16 protein-coding genes are annotated in these 15288 nt (G+C 44.4%); 11 read left to right on the top strand and 5 right to left on the bottom strand.

What is annotated here, in order from left to right:
• The first annotated feature begins 189 nt into the window (after positions 1-189).
• The 8 genes from PN466_RS12210 to PN466_RS12175 all read left to right on the top strand — a co-directional run bounded on the left by PN466_RS12210 (position 190) and on the right by PN466_RS12175 (position 7991).
• Complete coding sequence (locus PN466_RS12210) at positions 190-1671, top strand: hypothetical protein (RefSeq protein WP_271939911.1); 1482 nt, start codon at positions 190-192, stop codon at positions 1669-1671.
• A gap of 74 nt (positions 1672-1745) precedes the next feature.
• Positions 1746-2408 (top strand): hypothetical protein, encoded by a 663-nt coding sequence (locus tag PN466_RS12205; protein WP_271939910.1) that lies wholly within the window; start codon positions 1746-1748, stop codon positions 2406-2408.
• A gap of 15 nt (positions 2409-2423) precedes the next feature.
• On the top strand, positions 2424-2690 hold the full coding sequence (locus tag PN466_RS12200; RefSeq protein ID WP_271939909.1) for a UPF0175 family protein: 267 nt from the start codon (positions 2424-2426) through the stop codon (positions 2688-2690).
• On the top strand, positions 2687-3169 hold the full coding sequence (locus tag PN466_RS12195) for a DUF3368 domain-containing protein (RefSeq protein ID WP_271939908.1): 483 nt from the start codon (positions 2687-2689) through the stop codon (positions 3167-3169). Before PN466_RS12200 ends, PN466_RS12195 begins: the two co-directional genes overlap by 4 nt.
• Positions 3170-3219: 50 nt before the next feature.
• Positions 3220-4503, top strand: a complete 1284-nt coding sequence (gene purD, locus PN466_RS12190; protein WP_271939907.1) for a phosphoribosylamine--glycine ligase — start codon at positions 3220-3222, stop codon at positions 4501-4503.
• Positions 4504-4664: 161 nt separating this feature from the next.
• On the top strand, positions 4665-6755 hold the full coding sequence (locus tag PN466_RS12185) for an ATP-binding protein (protein ID WP_271939906.1): 2091 nt from the start codon (positions 4665-4667) through the stop codon (positions 6753-6755).
• Between the two features lie 48 nt (positions 6756-6803).
• Positions 6804-7334 carry an Npun_F5560 family protein gene (locus PN466_RS12180; RefSeq protein ID WP_271939905.1) on the top strand — a complete coding sequence of 177 codons (531 nt, stop codon included), beginning with the start codon at positions 6804-6806 and terminating at the stop codon, positions 7332-7334.
• A gap of 9 nt (positions 7335-7343) precedes the next feature.
• On the top strand, positions 7344-7991 hold the full coding sequence (locus PN466_RS12175; protein WP_271939904.1) for a hypothetical protein: 648 nt from the start codon (positions 7344-7346) through the stop codon (positions 7989-7991).
• Here PN466_RS12175 and PN466_RS12170 read toward each other — a convergent pair.
• The gene (locus PN466_RS12170; RefSeq protein WP_271939903.1) at positions 7977-8333 is read right to left on the bottom strand and encodes an STAS domain-containing protein; all 357 of its coding nucleotides are present in this window, start codon (positions 8331-8333) and stop codon (positions 7977-7979) included. The genes PN466_RS12175 and PN466_RS12170 overlap by 15 nt on opposite strands.
• A gap of 336 nt (positions 8334-8669) precedes the next feature.
• Here PN466_RS12170 and PN466_RS12165 point away from each other — a divergent pair, with 336 nt between their 5' ends.
• The 3 genes from PN466_RS12165 (at position 8670) to PN466_RS12155 (ending at position 11889) form a co-directional block, all read left to right on the top strand.
• Positions 8670-9287 carry a DedA family protein gene (locus PN466_RS12165; RefSeq protein WP_271939902.1) on the top strand — a complete coding sequence of 206 codons (618 nt, stop codon included), beginning with the start codon at positions 8670-8672 and terminating at the stop codon, positions 9285-9287.
• Positions 9288-9378: 91 nt separating this feature from the next.
• Positions 9379-10713, top strand: coding sequence for a UDP-N-acetylglucosamine 1-carboxyvinyltransferase (murA, locus tag PN466_RS12160; protein ID WP_390889994.1), 1335 nt, complete (start codon positions 9379-9381; stop codon positions 10711-10713).
• A gap of 129 nt (positions 10714-10842) precedes the next feature.
• Positions 10843-11889 (top strand): adenosine deaminase, encoded by a 1047-nt coding sequence (locus PN466_RS12155; RefSeq protein ID WP_271939901.1) that lies wholly within the window; start codon positions 10843-10845, stop codon positions 11887-11889.
• 95 nt (positions 11890-11984) lie between these two features.
• On the opposite strand, the gene psb27 is transcribed toward PN466_RS12155, so the two are convergent.
• From psb27 to pstC, 4 genes are all read right to left on the bottom strand, one after another.
• Positions 11985-12383, bottom strand: coding sequence for a photosystem II protein Psb27 (psb27, locus tag PN466_RS12150; protein ID WP_271939900.1), 399 nt, complete (start codon positions 12381-12383; stop codon positions 11985-11987).
• 92 nt (positions 12384-12475) lie between these two features.
• Positions 12476-13309: a phosphate ABC transporter ATP-binding protein PstB gene (pstB, locus tag PN466_RS12145; protein WP_271939899.1), complete on the bottom strand. Its 834-nt coding sequence runs from the start codon at positions 13307-13309 to the stop codon at positions 12476-12478.
• A 35-nt stretch (positions 13310-13344) separates the two neighbouring features.
• The gene (gene pstA, locus PN466_RS12140) at positions 13345-14241 is read right to left on the bottom strand and encodes a phosphate ABC transporter permease PstA (protein WP_271939898.1); all 897 of its coding nucleotides are present in this window, start codon (positions 14239-14241) and stop codon (positions 13345-13347) included.
• A gap of 70 nt (positions 14242-14311) precedes the next feature.
• Positions 14312-15262, bottom strand: a complete 951-nt coding sequence (gene pstC, locus PN466_RS12135) for a phosphate ABC transporter permease subunit PstC (protein WP_271939897.1) — start codon at positions 15260-15262, stop codon at positions 14312-14314.
• Positions 15263-15288: the final 26 nt, after the last annotated feature.

Genomic DNA, 15288 nt, shown 5'->3' with positions numbered 1-15288 from the left:
CATCAGTAACCCCGGATCTAGGGTAACGTGAGTTGGAGAAGAGGATCGGCAATCAAACTTTTTTGATCTCGTGTTTTGTCTTTCTTTATACGGATATTGATTTGAGGAACTTACCAAGGATAATCTGTTAAAAGCACTGTTTTTTGTTATGATCGGGCAATCTTGATATAGAAGTCGAGGAATAAAAAAATGCAAGACTTAGAAAAAAAACATTTCAACTGCCAAGAGTTTGAAGATTTTTTAGTTGATGACGTTATCCTAGAAAATGTTTTAGTTAAATCAAATCAAATATGGTTTCGCTATCTTCTAGATGGAGAAGAAGTTGATTGTTCGGTCGAGTATGACTCGATCAGTTTTGAAGATCAAAATTTAGCCTCTCCTGCTCGGGTAAAATGTTTTGCTGTAGTTATTGCCGTATTATTTAGCCTGCGCTTTTCTAGTTTACTTCCCCAAAAAGTTGATTTTAGCAAATACAGCCAATTCATCGATCAAGAATTGCTGAATTTCCTGCAAACTACGATCCCCAAATGCTGGAGTGAAACTCGCTACCAAGTCGGCAAACTTGTATACCAAAGTCCAGAAATAAAAGTTAACGAGTCATTACTTGGTCAAGAGGTTCACTATCCTATTTTCAATTTAAAAACAGAACAAAATACTGTAGATGCAATTATAGGATCGGGTTCGGGTAAAGATAGTTTGCTATGCAGTCTAATTTTACAAAAGGCTGACATTAATTACGATATTTTAACTTGCTTATATAATTCCTATGGCAACATTGAAGAACAAAAAGAACTTTTTACTCAAGCCAGCGAACATTTAAACTATAGAAAGCAGCATTATATCTACTTCCAAGACTCTTATTATCCTTGGCTTAAACAAAGGGTAAATCGTTATAACATAGTCGATCGCACCCAAAAGTATTTTGATTATAAAAAACCTTTTCATAATATTGCTGCAGAAAATGTCATCCTTCCTTTTGTTGTAGCCCCCATTCAGGCAATGCATAAAATACCTATGCTGCTAGTTGGGAACGAAAAAAGTGCTGATGCTCATAATTTAATCGATAAATATTCAGGAGAAGCAGTCGCGCATCAATGGGTAAAAAGCTTAGAAGCTACTAAAAAAACACAAGACCAGATGGCCGGAATGTTTAATAATATTAATCATGCTAGTTTAATTAAAGCCATTCACGATGTGAAAATATTTGAATTAGTTTTTAAATTAGCAGACCAACTACCTTACGCCACAAATTCTTGTAACATCCAAAAACCTTGGTGTTGTCGTTGTGAGAAATGCTGCTATGTATTTGCTGGTTTTTGTGCTTATGGAGATCGAGAAAAAGTAATTAAAGCTTTTGGGAAAGACCTCTTCGTTATGGAAGAAAATTTACATATCTGGTCAGAATTACTGGGATTAAAAGGTTATATACCTTGGGAATGTGTAGGAATGCCCGAGGAAAATCAACTTTATTTTTACAAGCTTTATCAACAAGGGGTGAGAAATCAGGCGATTACCCTGTTTGAAAATGAAATTTTGATCCCCTTACAAAATAGGGGGAACTCTGTAGAAGATTATTTCCAGCAAATTCAGAATCAGTTCGGTCAAGTTGATGAAAATCATCATACTATGCCTGAATGGTTGTGGAATAAAATCCGTCCAGTTTTAGAATAAATACTTGTTTGTGTCCATAGCGATCGCGTTAGAATAATCCTAGATGTTGAAAACACAGACATAGAAACATTAGGATGAAATTTGCAACCGATCGCCTTTGGATGGCAGGGCTAGTATTGATTGTAGGCTGTACATCTCCAGAAGCCTCAGAACCGAACCCAGGGAGTGTTGCCGTCAGTTCTGTTGACTCTCCGTTAGCGAGCAATTTACCCGAACGTAAGACAGAAACCGTTTTTGTTGAGGGAGAACCACAAGAAATTACCCTCAAGCTCTATCAAGAAGACCAAATTCCCGTGCTTACCTATTACCCTGACAATATCAGTGTCAGGAGTGCGTGTAGCCATGAAGGATGCGGAGTATCTTTTGAGCTTCTTCAAGGTCTGTCTGTATCTGGTTCCCCCACAGACGCACCCTTACGAGCTAGAGTACATGTATTTGTTCCCTCCGCAGGCACAACCTTAGAGGAGTTAGAAGCGGGAGTAACTGGAGATGGGGGAGTATTTGCAGGCAAAGGCTGGCAACAAGGAGTATCTAGCGGTTCACTTTCGTATCCTTGGGAGAAAAAGAACATGAACTTTTATCATTCTGAACAAAATCTTTTAGGTTCAGTGCATCTAGGTCAATCCCAAGGTCAGGCTTTCCGCGTTACTGTCGTTTTTCCTGGGGATATGGGAGATGGCTTTGCTCCCCGTGCTAATGTCATCCTTAACAATCTACAAGTAGACTCGATTCAATAATTGATCTTTTGTAAAATGCAAATCACTATTGAAATTCCTGACAAAATTGCCCATCAACTCGATCAAGATGAAGAACATTTATCTCATCATCTCTTGGAACTGATGGTTGCAGAGTCTTACCGTTTAGGTAATATCAGCACGGCTGAAGTTGGTCAAATTTTGAAATTACCAACGCGCTTGGCGACTCATGCTTTTCTCAAGCGTATGGGGGTCTATCTAAATTACGATCGAGCTGAATTAGAGGTAGATCTTCAAACCCTTGAGAGGTTTAGAGGTCAGTGATTGTTGTTTTTGATACTTCTACAATTTGTTATCTGCTGCTGATCGATCGCATTGATATATTGTCGATACTGTACCAAACCATTACTATCCCCCAAGCAGTAGCTGATGAATTAACGGCCTCCGAATCTCCACCTATTGTTCAATCTTGGATTGATCGACCACCGAATTGGTTAAATATTGAGGCTCCTGAAACAACTCAAGATCATGGGTTAGAAACCCTCGATTTAGGAGAGCGTGAAGCTATTCTATTGTCTGAACAACTGAGAGCAGAGTTGGTGATTTTAGATGATAAAGCGGCTCGGAAAATTGCTAGAGAGCGTGGATTAAACATAATCGGTCTTTTGGGAATTATCAAAGATGCAGCTTCACGTGGATGGCTTGATTTAGAGATAACATTCCAACAGTTGCAAAATGCGGGCTTTTGGGTTTCACCGAGTTTGCTCGACAGTTTACTCAGAAATGGGGAAATAGAGAGATAGGCACATTACCGATTAAAATTAAGCAGGTGAGTGTGATTAAATAACAGAACGTGAAAATTATTGTCATCGGTAGTGGAGGGCGAGAACATGCGATCGCCAAAACCCTCCTGCAATCTCCCCAAGTTCAACAAGTGGTCTGTATCCCAGGTAATGGGGGAACAGCCCGGTTAAAGCGCTGTGAAAATCTTCCCCTCAAGATCGATCAATTTCAGGCGATCGCCGATTATGCTAAAACCCACGCTATCGATCTAATTATTGTCGGCCCAGAAGCTCCCCTTGCCCTCGGTATAACCGATGCCCTGCAAAGCCATAACCTCACTGTATTTGGCCCCACCCAAGCCGGGGCACAAATTGAAGCGAGCAAAGCCTGGGCAAAAGCCCTGATGAGTGAAGCATCCATTCCTACTGCTGCCTCCGCCGTGTTTACCGATGAAACAGCCGCCCGCGCCTATCTCCAGAGCCAAGGCGCACCCATCGTGATTAAAGCGGATGGTCTCGCTTCTGGTAAAGGGGTAACTGTGGCCATGACCTTAGAAGAAGCAAACGCAGCGATCGCCGAAGCTTTTGCAGGTAAATTTGGATCAGCCGGTCAAAAAGTCGTGATTGAAGAATATCTCACCGGTCAAGAAGCCTCTATCCTAGCTCTGACTGACGGCGAAACCATCCGTCCCCTGATTAGCGCCCAAGACCACAAACGCATTGGTGAAGGGGACACAGGGCCCAATACCGGAGGCATGGGAGCCTATGCTCCTGCACCCGTTGTGACCCCAGAATTGAGCGATCGCATTAACCAAGAGATTCTCCTCCCCACCATAAAAACCTTAAAAAAATGGGAGATTACCTACCGGGGAGTCTTGTATGCAGGTCTGATGATTACCCCAGAAGGCGATCCCAAAGTGATCGAATTTAACTGCCGGTTTGGCGATCCGGAAATTCAAGCCATTCTTCCCCTGTTAGAGACTCCCCTAGAAACCCTACTCTTAGCCACTGCACAAGGAAAATTAGCCCAGCAAGAGATTACCTGGAAGCCTGGCGCTTGCGCTTGTGTGGTTGCGGCTTCTGATGGATATCCCGGTAGCTTTGAACAAGGATTCCCCATTACTGGCATAGAAGTGGCTGAAGCTCAAGGTGCGATCGTTTTTGAAGCTGGAACCAGCTTAAACGATAATCGCCCTGTCACCAGTGGCGGCCGAGTCTTGGGAGTCACTGGGGTGGGAGCAACCCACGATCTAGCCTTTGACAAAGCGTATCAGGCGATCGCCTCGATTTACTTCCAAGGTTTATACTACCGTCGAGATATCGGCCATCGGGTGCGGCAAAAACAGAGCCAGTAACCCATAATATAAACACGGCAAACAACTAAACCTCTTGTATAAGTGGGTAGAAAATGAATAGTAATGCAGTAATCATATATTCTTATGATTATTGCCTATTGCCTTTTGCCTGACTTCTGCAAGAAGTCTACTGTAGGTCTTCAGATCAATGTATCGGTATTATGGTGGCTTTACTGAAAAATATTAAAGGAGCGATCGCCCATTGGTGGTCAGAATTTACCCTGCAAACTCGACTCATGGCAGCCGCAACCCTAGCGGTATCCCTAATCATGAGTAGTCTAACCTTCTGGGCCGTCAATACCATTCAACTGGATGCTCGCCTCCATGATACCCGTTTTGGTCAAGACCTGGGACTCCTGTTAGCTTCTAACGTCACCCCCTTAGTTGCAGAAAATAACCTCACGGAAGTTGCTCGGTTTTCCCAACGCTTTTATAACAGCACCTCCAATATTCGCTATCTCCTCTACGCAGATCGAGACGGTAGACTCTTTTTTGGTCTCCCCTTCTGGGACTCAGAAGTACAAACGTCCCTGAGTATCGAGCGTCGAATTCAACTTCCGGAAAATTACATCACTTCCTCACAAATTCCCCTGGTTCGCCAACATCAAACCCCCGATGGGGAAGTGACTGATGTCTTCGTTCCCTTGATCGATGACAATCAATATCTCGGCGTATTGGCGATCGGTATTAATCCCAATCCCACCGTTGTCACCTCCTCTAACCTCACCCGCGATGTTACCCTAGCCGTTTTTGTCTCCATTTGGTCTATGGTCATTTTAGGAGGAGTCTTTAATGCTCTCGCCATTACCCAACCGATTAAAGAACTCTTAGCTGGCGTTAAAAGTATCGCTGCCGGTAATTTTAAGCAGCGCATTGATTTACCCTTAAGCGGAGAATTGGGCGAACTCATTTGTAGTTTTAATGATATGGCGGAACGGTTAGAGAGTTATGAAGAGCAAAATATTGAAGAATTAACGGCTGAAAAAGCTAAATTAGAAACCTTAGTCTCTACCATTGCTGATGGAGCCATCTTATTAGATACCGATCTCAATATCATTTTAGTTAATCCTAATGCTCGCCGCATGTTTGATTGGGATGGAGAATCCGTGGTGGGCAAAAACGTTTTACGCTATGTTCCTCCCCCCCTACAAGTTAAACTCACTCGTCCTCTCTATGAAATTGTCCAAGGGAAATTTTCTCCGTCTGATGGTGCATCTATCTATGAGTTTCGCATCACCTTAACCGAACCTGTTAAACGCACAGTGAGAATTTTACTCACGACCGTGTTATCCCATCGCGCCACGGGAGAAAATGCCCTATGTCAAGACTGCTTACACGATGCGAATGACACTTGTGTGGTTCCAGAACGCCCCCTAGCCCAAGAATGTGTCTTGTATGAGCATCATATTAAACCGAATTTAGAAAATGCAAATATTGGCAACTTGAAAGGGATTGCTATAACCGTTCAAGATATTACCCGCGAAGTAGAACTCAATGAAGCAAAAAGCCAATTTATTAGTAATGTTTCCCATGAACTGAGAACACCATTATTTAATATTAAAGGATTTATCGAAACCCTTTATGAATATGGAGAAGAATTGAGTGATGTGGAACGGCGAGATTTTCTGGAAACCGCCAATCATGAAACCGATCGCCTCACCCGGTTGGTCAATGATGTCTTAGATTTATCTCGCCTAGAATCGAGCCGCACTTATCATTTGGATGCAGTTTATGTGGGACAACTGATTGAGCAAACCCTACGCACGTATCAACTCAATGCCAAAGATAAAGGGATTGAACTCGGACAAGAAATTGAAGCCGATTTACCTAAAATTTGGGGCCATTATGATTTACTCCTCCAAGTCCTCACGAATCTAGTGGGAAATTCTCTTAAATTTACAGAGTCCCAAGGTAAAGTTATGATTCGTGCCTATTGTCCTCAGAGCAATCAGAACGTTGTCCGTATTGAAATATCTGATACGGGAATCGGCATTGACACGGAAGATCAAGCTGCTATTTTTGACCGGTTCTATCGAGTGGAAAACCGGGTGCATACGTTGGAAGGAACGGGACTTGGATTATCTATTGTTCGCAATATTATTGACAAACATAATAGTTGTGTACAATTGGTCAGTGAAGTGGGAGTCGGTACAACCTTTTGGTTCGATCTAGCCTTGTATGAGGAGGCGATCGAGCCGGAACCGGTCAGTTCCTTGGAACCTGTATATGGAGGATCTCCCATCAATACCTAACCTATTTTCCATTCCCTATTCCCCATTACCCAAAGGAGACCTAAAAACATGACCCATTCTTCTGACTCGGAAGCTATTCAGGAATTTCAAGCCGAAATGACGCGCTTGCAGGAAGAGTTAACCTTAAGAGATCAATTGGTACAACAGTTGTCTCAAGAACTGTTTCGCTTAGTGAAAGGAAACGCCTCATTTATCCCGGCTCAAACTGGGTCAGCAGATCAAACCGAAAATTTGCGATCGCTACAAGAGCAACTGCAAAAGGTGGAAGAGCAAGTACAGTTTTATCAAGAACAAATTCAAGAGCGAGATGGTGAGATTTATCAACTGCGCCAGTCCGTGCAAGAATTAAGCGATCGCTCTGGAATGCTCGAACAAGTCGTACAAGAACTTCCCCATCTCTATCGGCAAAAATTTGCCGAACGCATGGAACCCATCCGGGAAAAGGTTTCCCTCCTGCAACGGGAAAATAGGCAACTCCATGCTGAATTACAAAGCGTCAGTTATCGGTTAGCCATGAGAACCCGTAACCCGTCTCGCATTGATTTACCTAACTTTCCCATCACCTCTCCCCAAACCTAACCGATCGCCATGATCTATTCCTCTGTACAGATCGTTGTCGAGTCAGAGCGCGATCGCTCGGCTACTCTACCCATCAAATTACAGGACACAATACAACGGATTTCACCCAAGATTGACACAACGATTCAATCGATCCAAACGCTCAAAGCTTCAGAGGAGGTTTTGTTCTGTCCACTCACCCTCAATATTCCCGATCATCTTCCGTTTTTGGGTCAAAAAACTTACGAATTTTGTCGCTCCATAGAGTCCTTGCAGCAAACAGTTTCCATCTGGGGATATCCGATCGGTGAAGGAAAAAATTGGTTACCAATTATTCTCAGCGCCAAAGGCCCGCTTTATGGTGAAGCGATTCAAAATGGGAACCTGACCTATCATCAACCCCTACATCTAGGCGATCGAACTCGTCAAACCCTGTACCAACTCGGTTATCAATTGCTGCGCCATATTCAAGCTATTCCTGGCGTTTATCTGCTTCAGTTTGGAGGCACATCCAATCCCTGCTTCGATCGCCTGATTCCGTTTCCTGATACCCCAGTCTTAGCCAGTTTGGGGGTTCAAGAGCCAGACTTACTCACCAGTTATTGGTATTGCCAAATCGGAACCCCCCTCATCGACTTGCAAATCAAACCGCTTCCGCTTCCTTCAAACAGCGCTTAATGCCATCAATTGATCCGGTTGAAACACCTCTAATACTTTTTCGTAGGAAGGGTAAATTTCAAATACACCTTCTAGTCTAGCGATATCTAATATTAATTTCACCTGTCCTGGAATATTGCACAGAACCAGGCGGCAACCCTGCTGGCGAGCTGCTTTGAGTCCATGAACCAATTTACCTAAACCCGCACTATCCATAAAACCCACCCCAGCCAAATCTAGACAAAGGATAGACATTTGAGAGGAGATCTCCTCAATCTGCCGAGAAATCTGTTCACCCCTCTGAGCATCAAAAGACCCTTGAGGGTGAAGAACCGTAAACTGACCCATTGCTGTACTTGTCATCGTGATTATCCTTTTAGTAAGTCCCTAGGAGGTTGAGTTCCTTGACCAATCTAAGATCTAAAGCTAAAAAAGTTGGTAAACTGAGTGACCGAACTCTAGCTTTAAGTAATCATACTCTAGCGATCGCCTCTTAAGACCTTCTTAATATAAGCGTGAAAATTGAGAATTGTCAGCCCCAAAAACAACACTTTCTCAGAACTTCACCAGATTACCCAAACTTTCCTGAAGCATTGATCCCCAATCCAGATTGACAGTACCTGGATTACACGCCAAGATCGAAAAAAGCTTAATCTGACAACGTAACTCATACGTTCTCTTCTCACCTACCTGGTTTGCATGTCCTTAGAATTTCTCTCACTCGATACAATTCAATCCCTCGCCAGTCAATACGGATACTGGACCATCTTCCTGGGCATAATGCTCGAAAATACCGGACTCCCCCTACCCGGTGAAACCATTACCCTCGTTGGTGGATTTCTAGCGGGTAGCGGTGAAATGGTATATTGGCGAGTTCTCATTAGTGCGATCGCCGGAGCGGCGATCGGGGATAGTTGTGGATATTGGATCGGCAGAACCGGAGGATGGCCCCTACTGCTCAAAGTAGGCAAATTCTTTCGAGTCGCTGAACATCAACTGGAAAATGCCAAAAGCAAATTTCAGCAAAATGCCGCTCGCGCCGTCTTTCTCGGTCGCTTCATTGCCCTGCTGCGGATCTTTGCTGGACCGATCGCAGGTATTGTAGAAATGCCCTATCCTAAATTCCTCCTCTGTAACGTTGCTGGAGCCACCCTTTGGGCAAGTGTTATGGTGAGTCTCGCGTTCTTTGTTGGTCACCTCATTTCCCTCGAGCAACTCATCGCTTGGGTGGGACAATTTGCGATCCTCGCCCTACTTCTCCTCATCGCTTGGATTGTCGTTCCCCTATGGCTAGAAGCCCGTGCCTCTGAAAACTGAATAAAAGATCCGGAGATTGGATTAGCGTACTGGAAAACTTTCCGGTACAATCAAACCAACTTCGGAACCTATGGTAAGAATTACTTAATTTTTGGAGGATAGAGCTATTAATACCGTGATTTCAACTAATGTCGCGCCTGTGGCAGCGGCAAAAACCCCTTCTATGCTTGAAATTGAAGGCAAATTCCGCTTAAGCGGCCAAGTGCAGATCAGTGGAGCCAAAAACTCCGCCTTAGCTATTCTCGCAGGCGTAGTACTTTGCTCCCAAACTTGCCGATTACGCAATGTACCCAACCTGGTTGATGTCAATCGCATGGGCCAGATTCTAGAATCTTTGGGCATTCAGCTCCAACGCCAGGGAGACACCCTAGAATTGGATGCCACTGACATCACTCAAGGACAAGCACCCTATGAAGTAGTTAGCCAACTGCGAGCCAGTTTCTTTATTATTGGCCCCTTATTAGCCCGTTTGGGTACAGCCCAAGTCCCCTTACCCGGTGGCTGTGCGATCGGCGCTCGTCCTGTAGATCTGCATGTGCGCGGACTCCAAGCCATGGGGGCCCATGTCCAAATCGAACATGGAGTTGTGAATGCCTATGCTCCCCAGGGTAAACTCAAAGGAGCTAAAATCTATCTGGATTATCCCAGTGTGGGGGCAACGGAAACCCTGATGATGGCAGCGACCTTAGCGGATGGGGAAACCTGTATTGAAAATGCTGCGCAAGAACCCGAAGTTGTAGATTTGGCTAACTTCTGTCGTTCTATGGGCGCTCGCATTAAGGGAGCTGGCACAAAAACGATTTGGATTGAAGGGGTTTCTCAACTGCATAGTACCGACTATGAAGTCATTCCCGATCGCATTGAGGCTGGAACCTTTTTAGTCGCGGCTGCCATTACCCAATCCGAATTGTTGCTCAATCGGGTGATTGCCTCTCACCTGACTCCAGTAATCGCTAAATTAGAAGAAACGGGCGCAAAAGTAATCAAAGAAGGAGAAAGACAATTACGCCTTCTTCCCGCAGAGCGCATTTTGCCGACAGACATTGAAACCCTTCCTTATCCTGGCTTTCCCACAGATATGCAAGCCCAGTTTATGGCTTTGCTCACCGTAGCCGATGGTAATAGTATGGTCACCGAAACCGTGTTTGAAAATCGTCTACGCCATGTGGCTGAATTACAACGCATGGGAGCCAATATCCGTGTTAAGGGGAATATAGCTATTGTTAAAGGTGTACCCCTGTTATCAGGTGCGCCGGTATTAGCCACAGATTTACGGGCTTCCGCTGCTCTAGTTTTAGCGGGATTAGCTGCTGAAGGCACCACAACCGTTCAAGATTTACAACATCTAGACCGGGGATATGAACAGCTTGAAGTCAAACTGCGAAATCTAGGGGCCCGCTTAACCCGAATTGAAAGCGTCTCTTAAAAATTTTTGATCTTTGGAGTAACGGATTGAAATTTGTCCTGAAGGGTGCTGAACTAAATTTTCAGGATTACCATAGGAGGTGAAATGTGATTAAATTCCATCGATCGCAGATTTTAAGAGGTTATCCTTGTGGCTCTTTATGCTGAACTCCACCGACACTTAGGCGGTTCGGTCGTCCCTCGCATTCTCTGGCGCTATTTTCACCGTAGTGGCTCAGAATGGTCTGAGCAGTTTGCTGAGTATCCTGAGTTTGAAGATTTCTATACCCGTCCTCGGAAAACCTTAGATGAATATTTAGAACTCCATACCTTAGTTGAGAAAACCCAAACTTTAGACACATTACCCTATTTTATTTATCGCTTGATTCGAGGGGCTTATGTGTTTGAAAATTTAGCCTATTTGGAATTACGCTATACGCCTTACCTACGGACTCCAGAAGAGTATAGCCAGAATGATCGTATCGATCGCATGGCGGCTATTGTGGAAGCTGTAGGTCAGGCGAGCCAAAATCATAACTATAGTATTATTACAAGCCAGATCCTCTGTACCCATTCTCGTCTGCCTGATGAGGTAAATCGGGCGATTGTGGAACTTGCCGCCCAAATGCCTGAATATGTTTGTGGGATTGATCTTGCAGGTGGAGATGCCCATTATGGCGATCGCTTGTCGGAATTAATTCAGCTCTATGAGTATGCGCGATCGCTCGGCCTCAAAACAACCGGACATCTCTACGAAACCCATGAGGGTTGTTATCCTGAACTACTCCCCTATCTGATGCGTATTGGCCATGGGATTCAAATTCCCCTCCACTACCCTCATCTCTTACCGCAACTGGCGAGGCAAGGGCAATGTCTAGAAGTATGCCCGACTACCTACCTGAAAACAGGAACTCTAGACGACTTAAGTGAACTGAAAATTGTCTTTGATCGCTGTTTTGACGCTGGGGTAGACATTGCTATTTGCACCGATAATGCCGGACTCCATAATGTTCGTCTACCCTTTGAATATGAAAACTTACTAACTTTAGACATCATCGACTTTGAGCAACTCCAAGCCTGTCAAGATGCTTCATTCCGTCATGCTTTTGCTTGGCCTTACCCCGAACACCCAGCTTCTCTGTTAACGGGACTCTTGCAAAACGAACCAAACCCCAATCTAACCCCAGCCTTAACCTAGGAGTAATGAGGAGTGAGTAATGAGTAAAACTGGGTTTCTCTAGGGAAAAACCGTTTACCCATTACTTATTACCGATTAGCCTTGAGACTGGGCAATTAGGCTCCCCGTTTAAGCGCTGCTTCGACTTGGCGCAATTCCTGGTTAATCCGTTGTTTTAACTTTTCTGGAACCGGACGATTCGGATAAGAACTATAATGTCCTGCCAAACTGTTGAGTGCTGTGCGGATTGTGGTAAATGAAGTTAAAGTAGCCACAGATCTATCTCGACGATATCGAGACGCATATTGATTAATTAACTCCCTTGCCTCTGCTTGAGCCTCAGCCTTATTGGGAGCATCTTCAGGAAGTTCAATCGCTGTGCGTAGGCTATCAACCATATTCAAAGTATCTTGAGAATAGTTGCCTGTAATCACAGAAGGGGTGTTGGAACACCCAACCAAACCCATGATCGCCACTAAAATCAAGGGTAGCAATCGTGCAAAAAATCGCTTCATAAGGATCATCAAAAACTGCATCATTGAGATTTACTCGTCAGTTGATCCTATCGTGAATGGTGACGTTGGCGATCATTGGGTCGTGATTAATCTTATCCAAAGCGTCCACTGACATACTGCTGAGTGGCTTCTTCTTGGGGATTTTGGAAAATATCTTCTGTATTGTCATATTCGACTAAATACCCAAACCGTTTACCCCCTTCAATTGCTTTAGCGTTGAAGAAGGCAGTCATATCAGACACCCGCGAAGCCTGTTGCATATTGTGAGTCACAATTACAATGGTGTAATTTTCTTTGAGTTCATGGATCAGTTCTTCTACTTTGAGGGTAGAAATGGGGTCGAGGGATGCACAGGGTTCATCCATTAACACCACATCCGGATTAATAGCAACTGTGCGAGCAATACACAGGCGCTGTTGTTGTCCTCCAGACAGGGCAAACCCACTTTGGTGCATTTTATCTTTGACTTCATCCCATAGGGCCGCTTGACGGAGCGATCGCTCCACAATTTCGTCAATCTCTGACTTAGATTTACCTAACCCATTAATCCGCACACCATAGGCGATATTATCATAAATGGATTTGGGGAAAGGGTTGGGTTTTTGAAACACCATGCCAATCCGTCGGCGAACTTCCACTGCATCAATGTTATTTTCGTATAAACTTTGATCGTGATAGAAGATTTTTCCTTCCAACTTAAAGATGGGAATTAAGTCATTCAGACGATTAAAACACCTTAAAATCGTACTTTTACCGCATCCTGATGGGCCAATAAAAGCAGTTACACGATTTTTGGGAATGTCCATAGATACATCCCGAACCGCTTTAAAATCACCGTAAAAAATACTTACATTGTCAGTTCTTAAGACGGTTTCAGTTTTGTTCACTGTAGTTGAATCTGCATTTGTTGAATCTGCATTGGTCATGGTCTTTCCTCAATTCTTGAATAAACGTATAAACATTAAAACTGACTTTGACGGGTGGCTAATCGAGCAATAATACTACTGATTAATACCAACATGACTAAGACTAAAGATGCTGCCCAAGCTAATTCTTGCAGTTTCAGATCAAAACTACTCGCAAAGTTGTAAACTAGCACGGCTAAGGATGGCGTAGGAGCCATCAAGCCTCTGGGCCAAAAATTAGAATTGAGTGCCGTAAATAGGAGGGGCGCGGTTTCTCCCGAAGCACGGGCAACCGCTAGGGTGACTCCAGTCAAAATGGCAGGGAGGGCAGCGGGTAAAACCACTTTAAGGACAGTTTGATAATTGGATGCTCCTACACCAACGGATGCCCAACGAATATCTTGAGGTACAATTTGCAGTGCTTCGTCGGTGGTCCGAATAATGGTAGGAAGCATTAACACCGATAGGGCTACGCCTCCTGCTAAGGCAGAAAAGGTTCCTGTGGTTAAAACAACTAAACTATATGCAAAGACTCCAGCAATAATGGAGGGCACACCACTCAGGACATTCGTGGCAAACCGAATTCCACGAGCCACTTTACGGGCGACTTGGCTACTCGAACTAAATTCAGATAGATAAACGGCTGCCAATACGCCAATAGGTACAGCAATTACGCTGGCAATGCCGACGGTAATAAACGTTCCTAGGATAGCGTTAGCAATTCCTCCTCCAGTTTGTCCGGCTGCTGGTGGCAATTGGGTGAATAGAGCTAGACTTAGGCGCGATCCTCCTTTAATAATCACATAAATTAAGACCGCAAATAGGGGCAATATTGTTAGTCCAATACAAATCCCAGAAATGGTTGTCATCACCCGATCAAATATGGCTCTGGGGCGGCTATTATCTTGGATTAGGCTACTGGCTAGGGACTTCGATTCTGTAGAAGGGTTCATAAAGTCAGGGAATAGGGAATAGGGAATAGGAAATAGGGAATAGGGGGAAATTTAGCCATTACCTATTAACCTAGTCATATTTGGCTTTGACTTGATTGACAATCCATTCAGCTAGCACATTGACGACTAAGGTCAGAATCATCAGAATCAAACCGGCGTACATGAGGGCAGAAACCTGTAGTCCAGAGGCTTCAGGGAATTGGTTCGCCATCAATGAGGCAATGGTATTACCGGGAGCCAAAATCGAGAGGCTCATTTTGTTAGAGTTACCGATGAGCATGGTAGCTGCCATGGTTTCTCCCATGGCTCGACCAAGAGCTAACATAATTCCGCCAACGATACCGGAGAAGGCGGCTGGCAGGAGAACGCGAAAAATGGTGACCCACCGGGTTGCACCGAGTCCTAGGGAGGCTTGTCGCAGGTCTGGAGGCAAGCTAGCTAGGGAATCACGGGCGATCGCCGTAATAATCGGTAGAATCATAATAGATAGGACTAATCCAGCCGGTAACATGCCTGGGCCAGCTAGAGGGGTGCTAAACAAGGGAAACCACCCAAAGGTGTTATGCATAAAGTCACCCATAGGCTTGATCAGAGGAATTAAGACGAAAATCCCCCATAATCCATACACCACACTGGGAATAGCTGCCAGCAGTTCGACAAGAAACACCAAAACAGTACGGATATTGACGGGAATAAAGTCTTCACTCAGGAAAACAGCCGTTCCCAGACCGAGAGGTACAGCAATCATTAGAGCAATGGCTGCACTCATCATCGTTCCGTAGATCATGGGCCAAATCCCATATTCATCTTGAACCGGGTTCCAGGCACTTTGGAAGAGAAAGGGAATACCAAATTGTTGCAGAGCATCAAGAGCACCCAAACCCACAGTGAGGGTGATGATAATTAGGATAGCGGCAATGGATAAGGCAAAAATAAAGGTAAGACCAATAAAACCTCGGTCTAAGTTTTTTTCTACATTAGAGCGCGATCGCCCAGATTCAGCTTTTGCTACAGAAACCATAGAATAACATTAATAACATAGGTGGG

Source organism: Roseofilum reptotaenium CS-1145 (assembly GCF_028330985.1).
GTDB lineage: Bacteria > Cyanobacteriota > Cyanobacteriia > Cyanobacteriales > Desertifilaceae > Roseofilum > Roseofilum reptotaenium.
The sequence above is the reverse complement of the archived record's forward strand: the minus strand, read 5'-3'. Positions and strand labels throughout refer to the sequence as shown.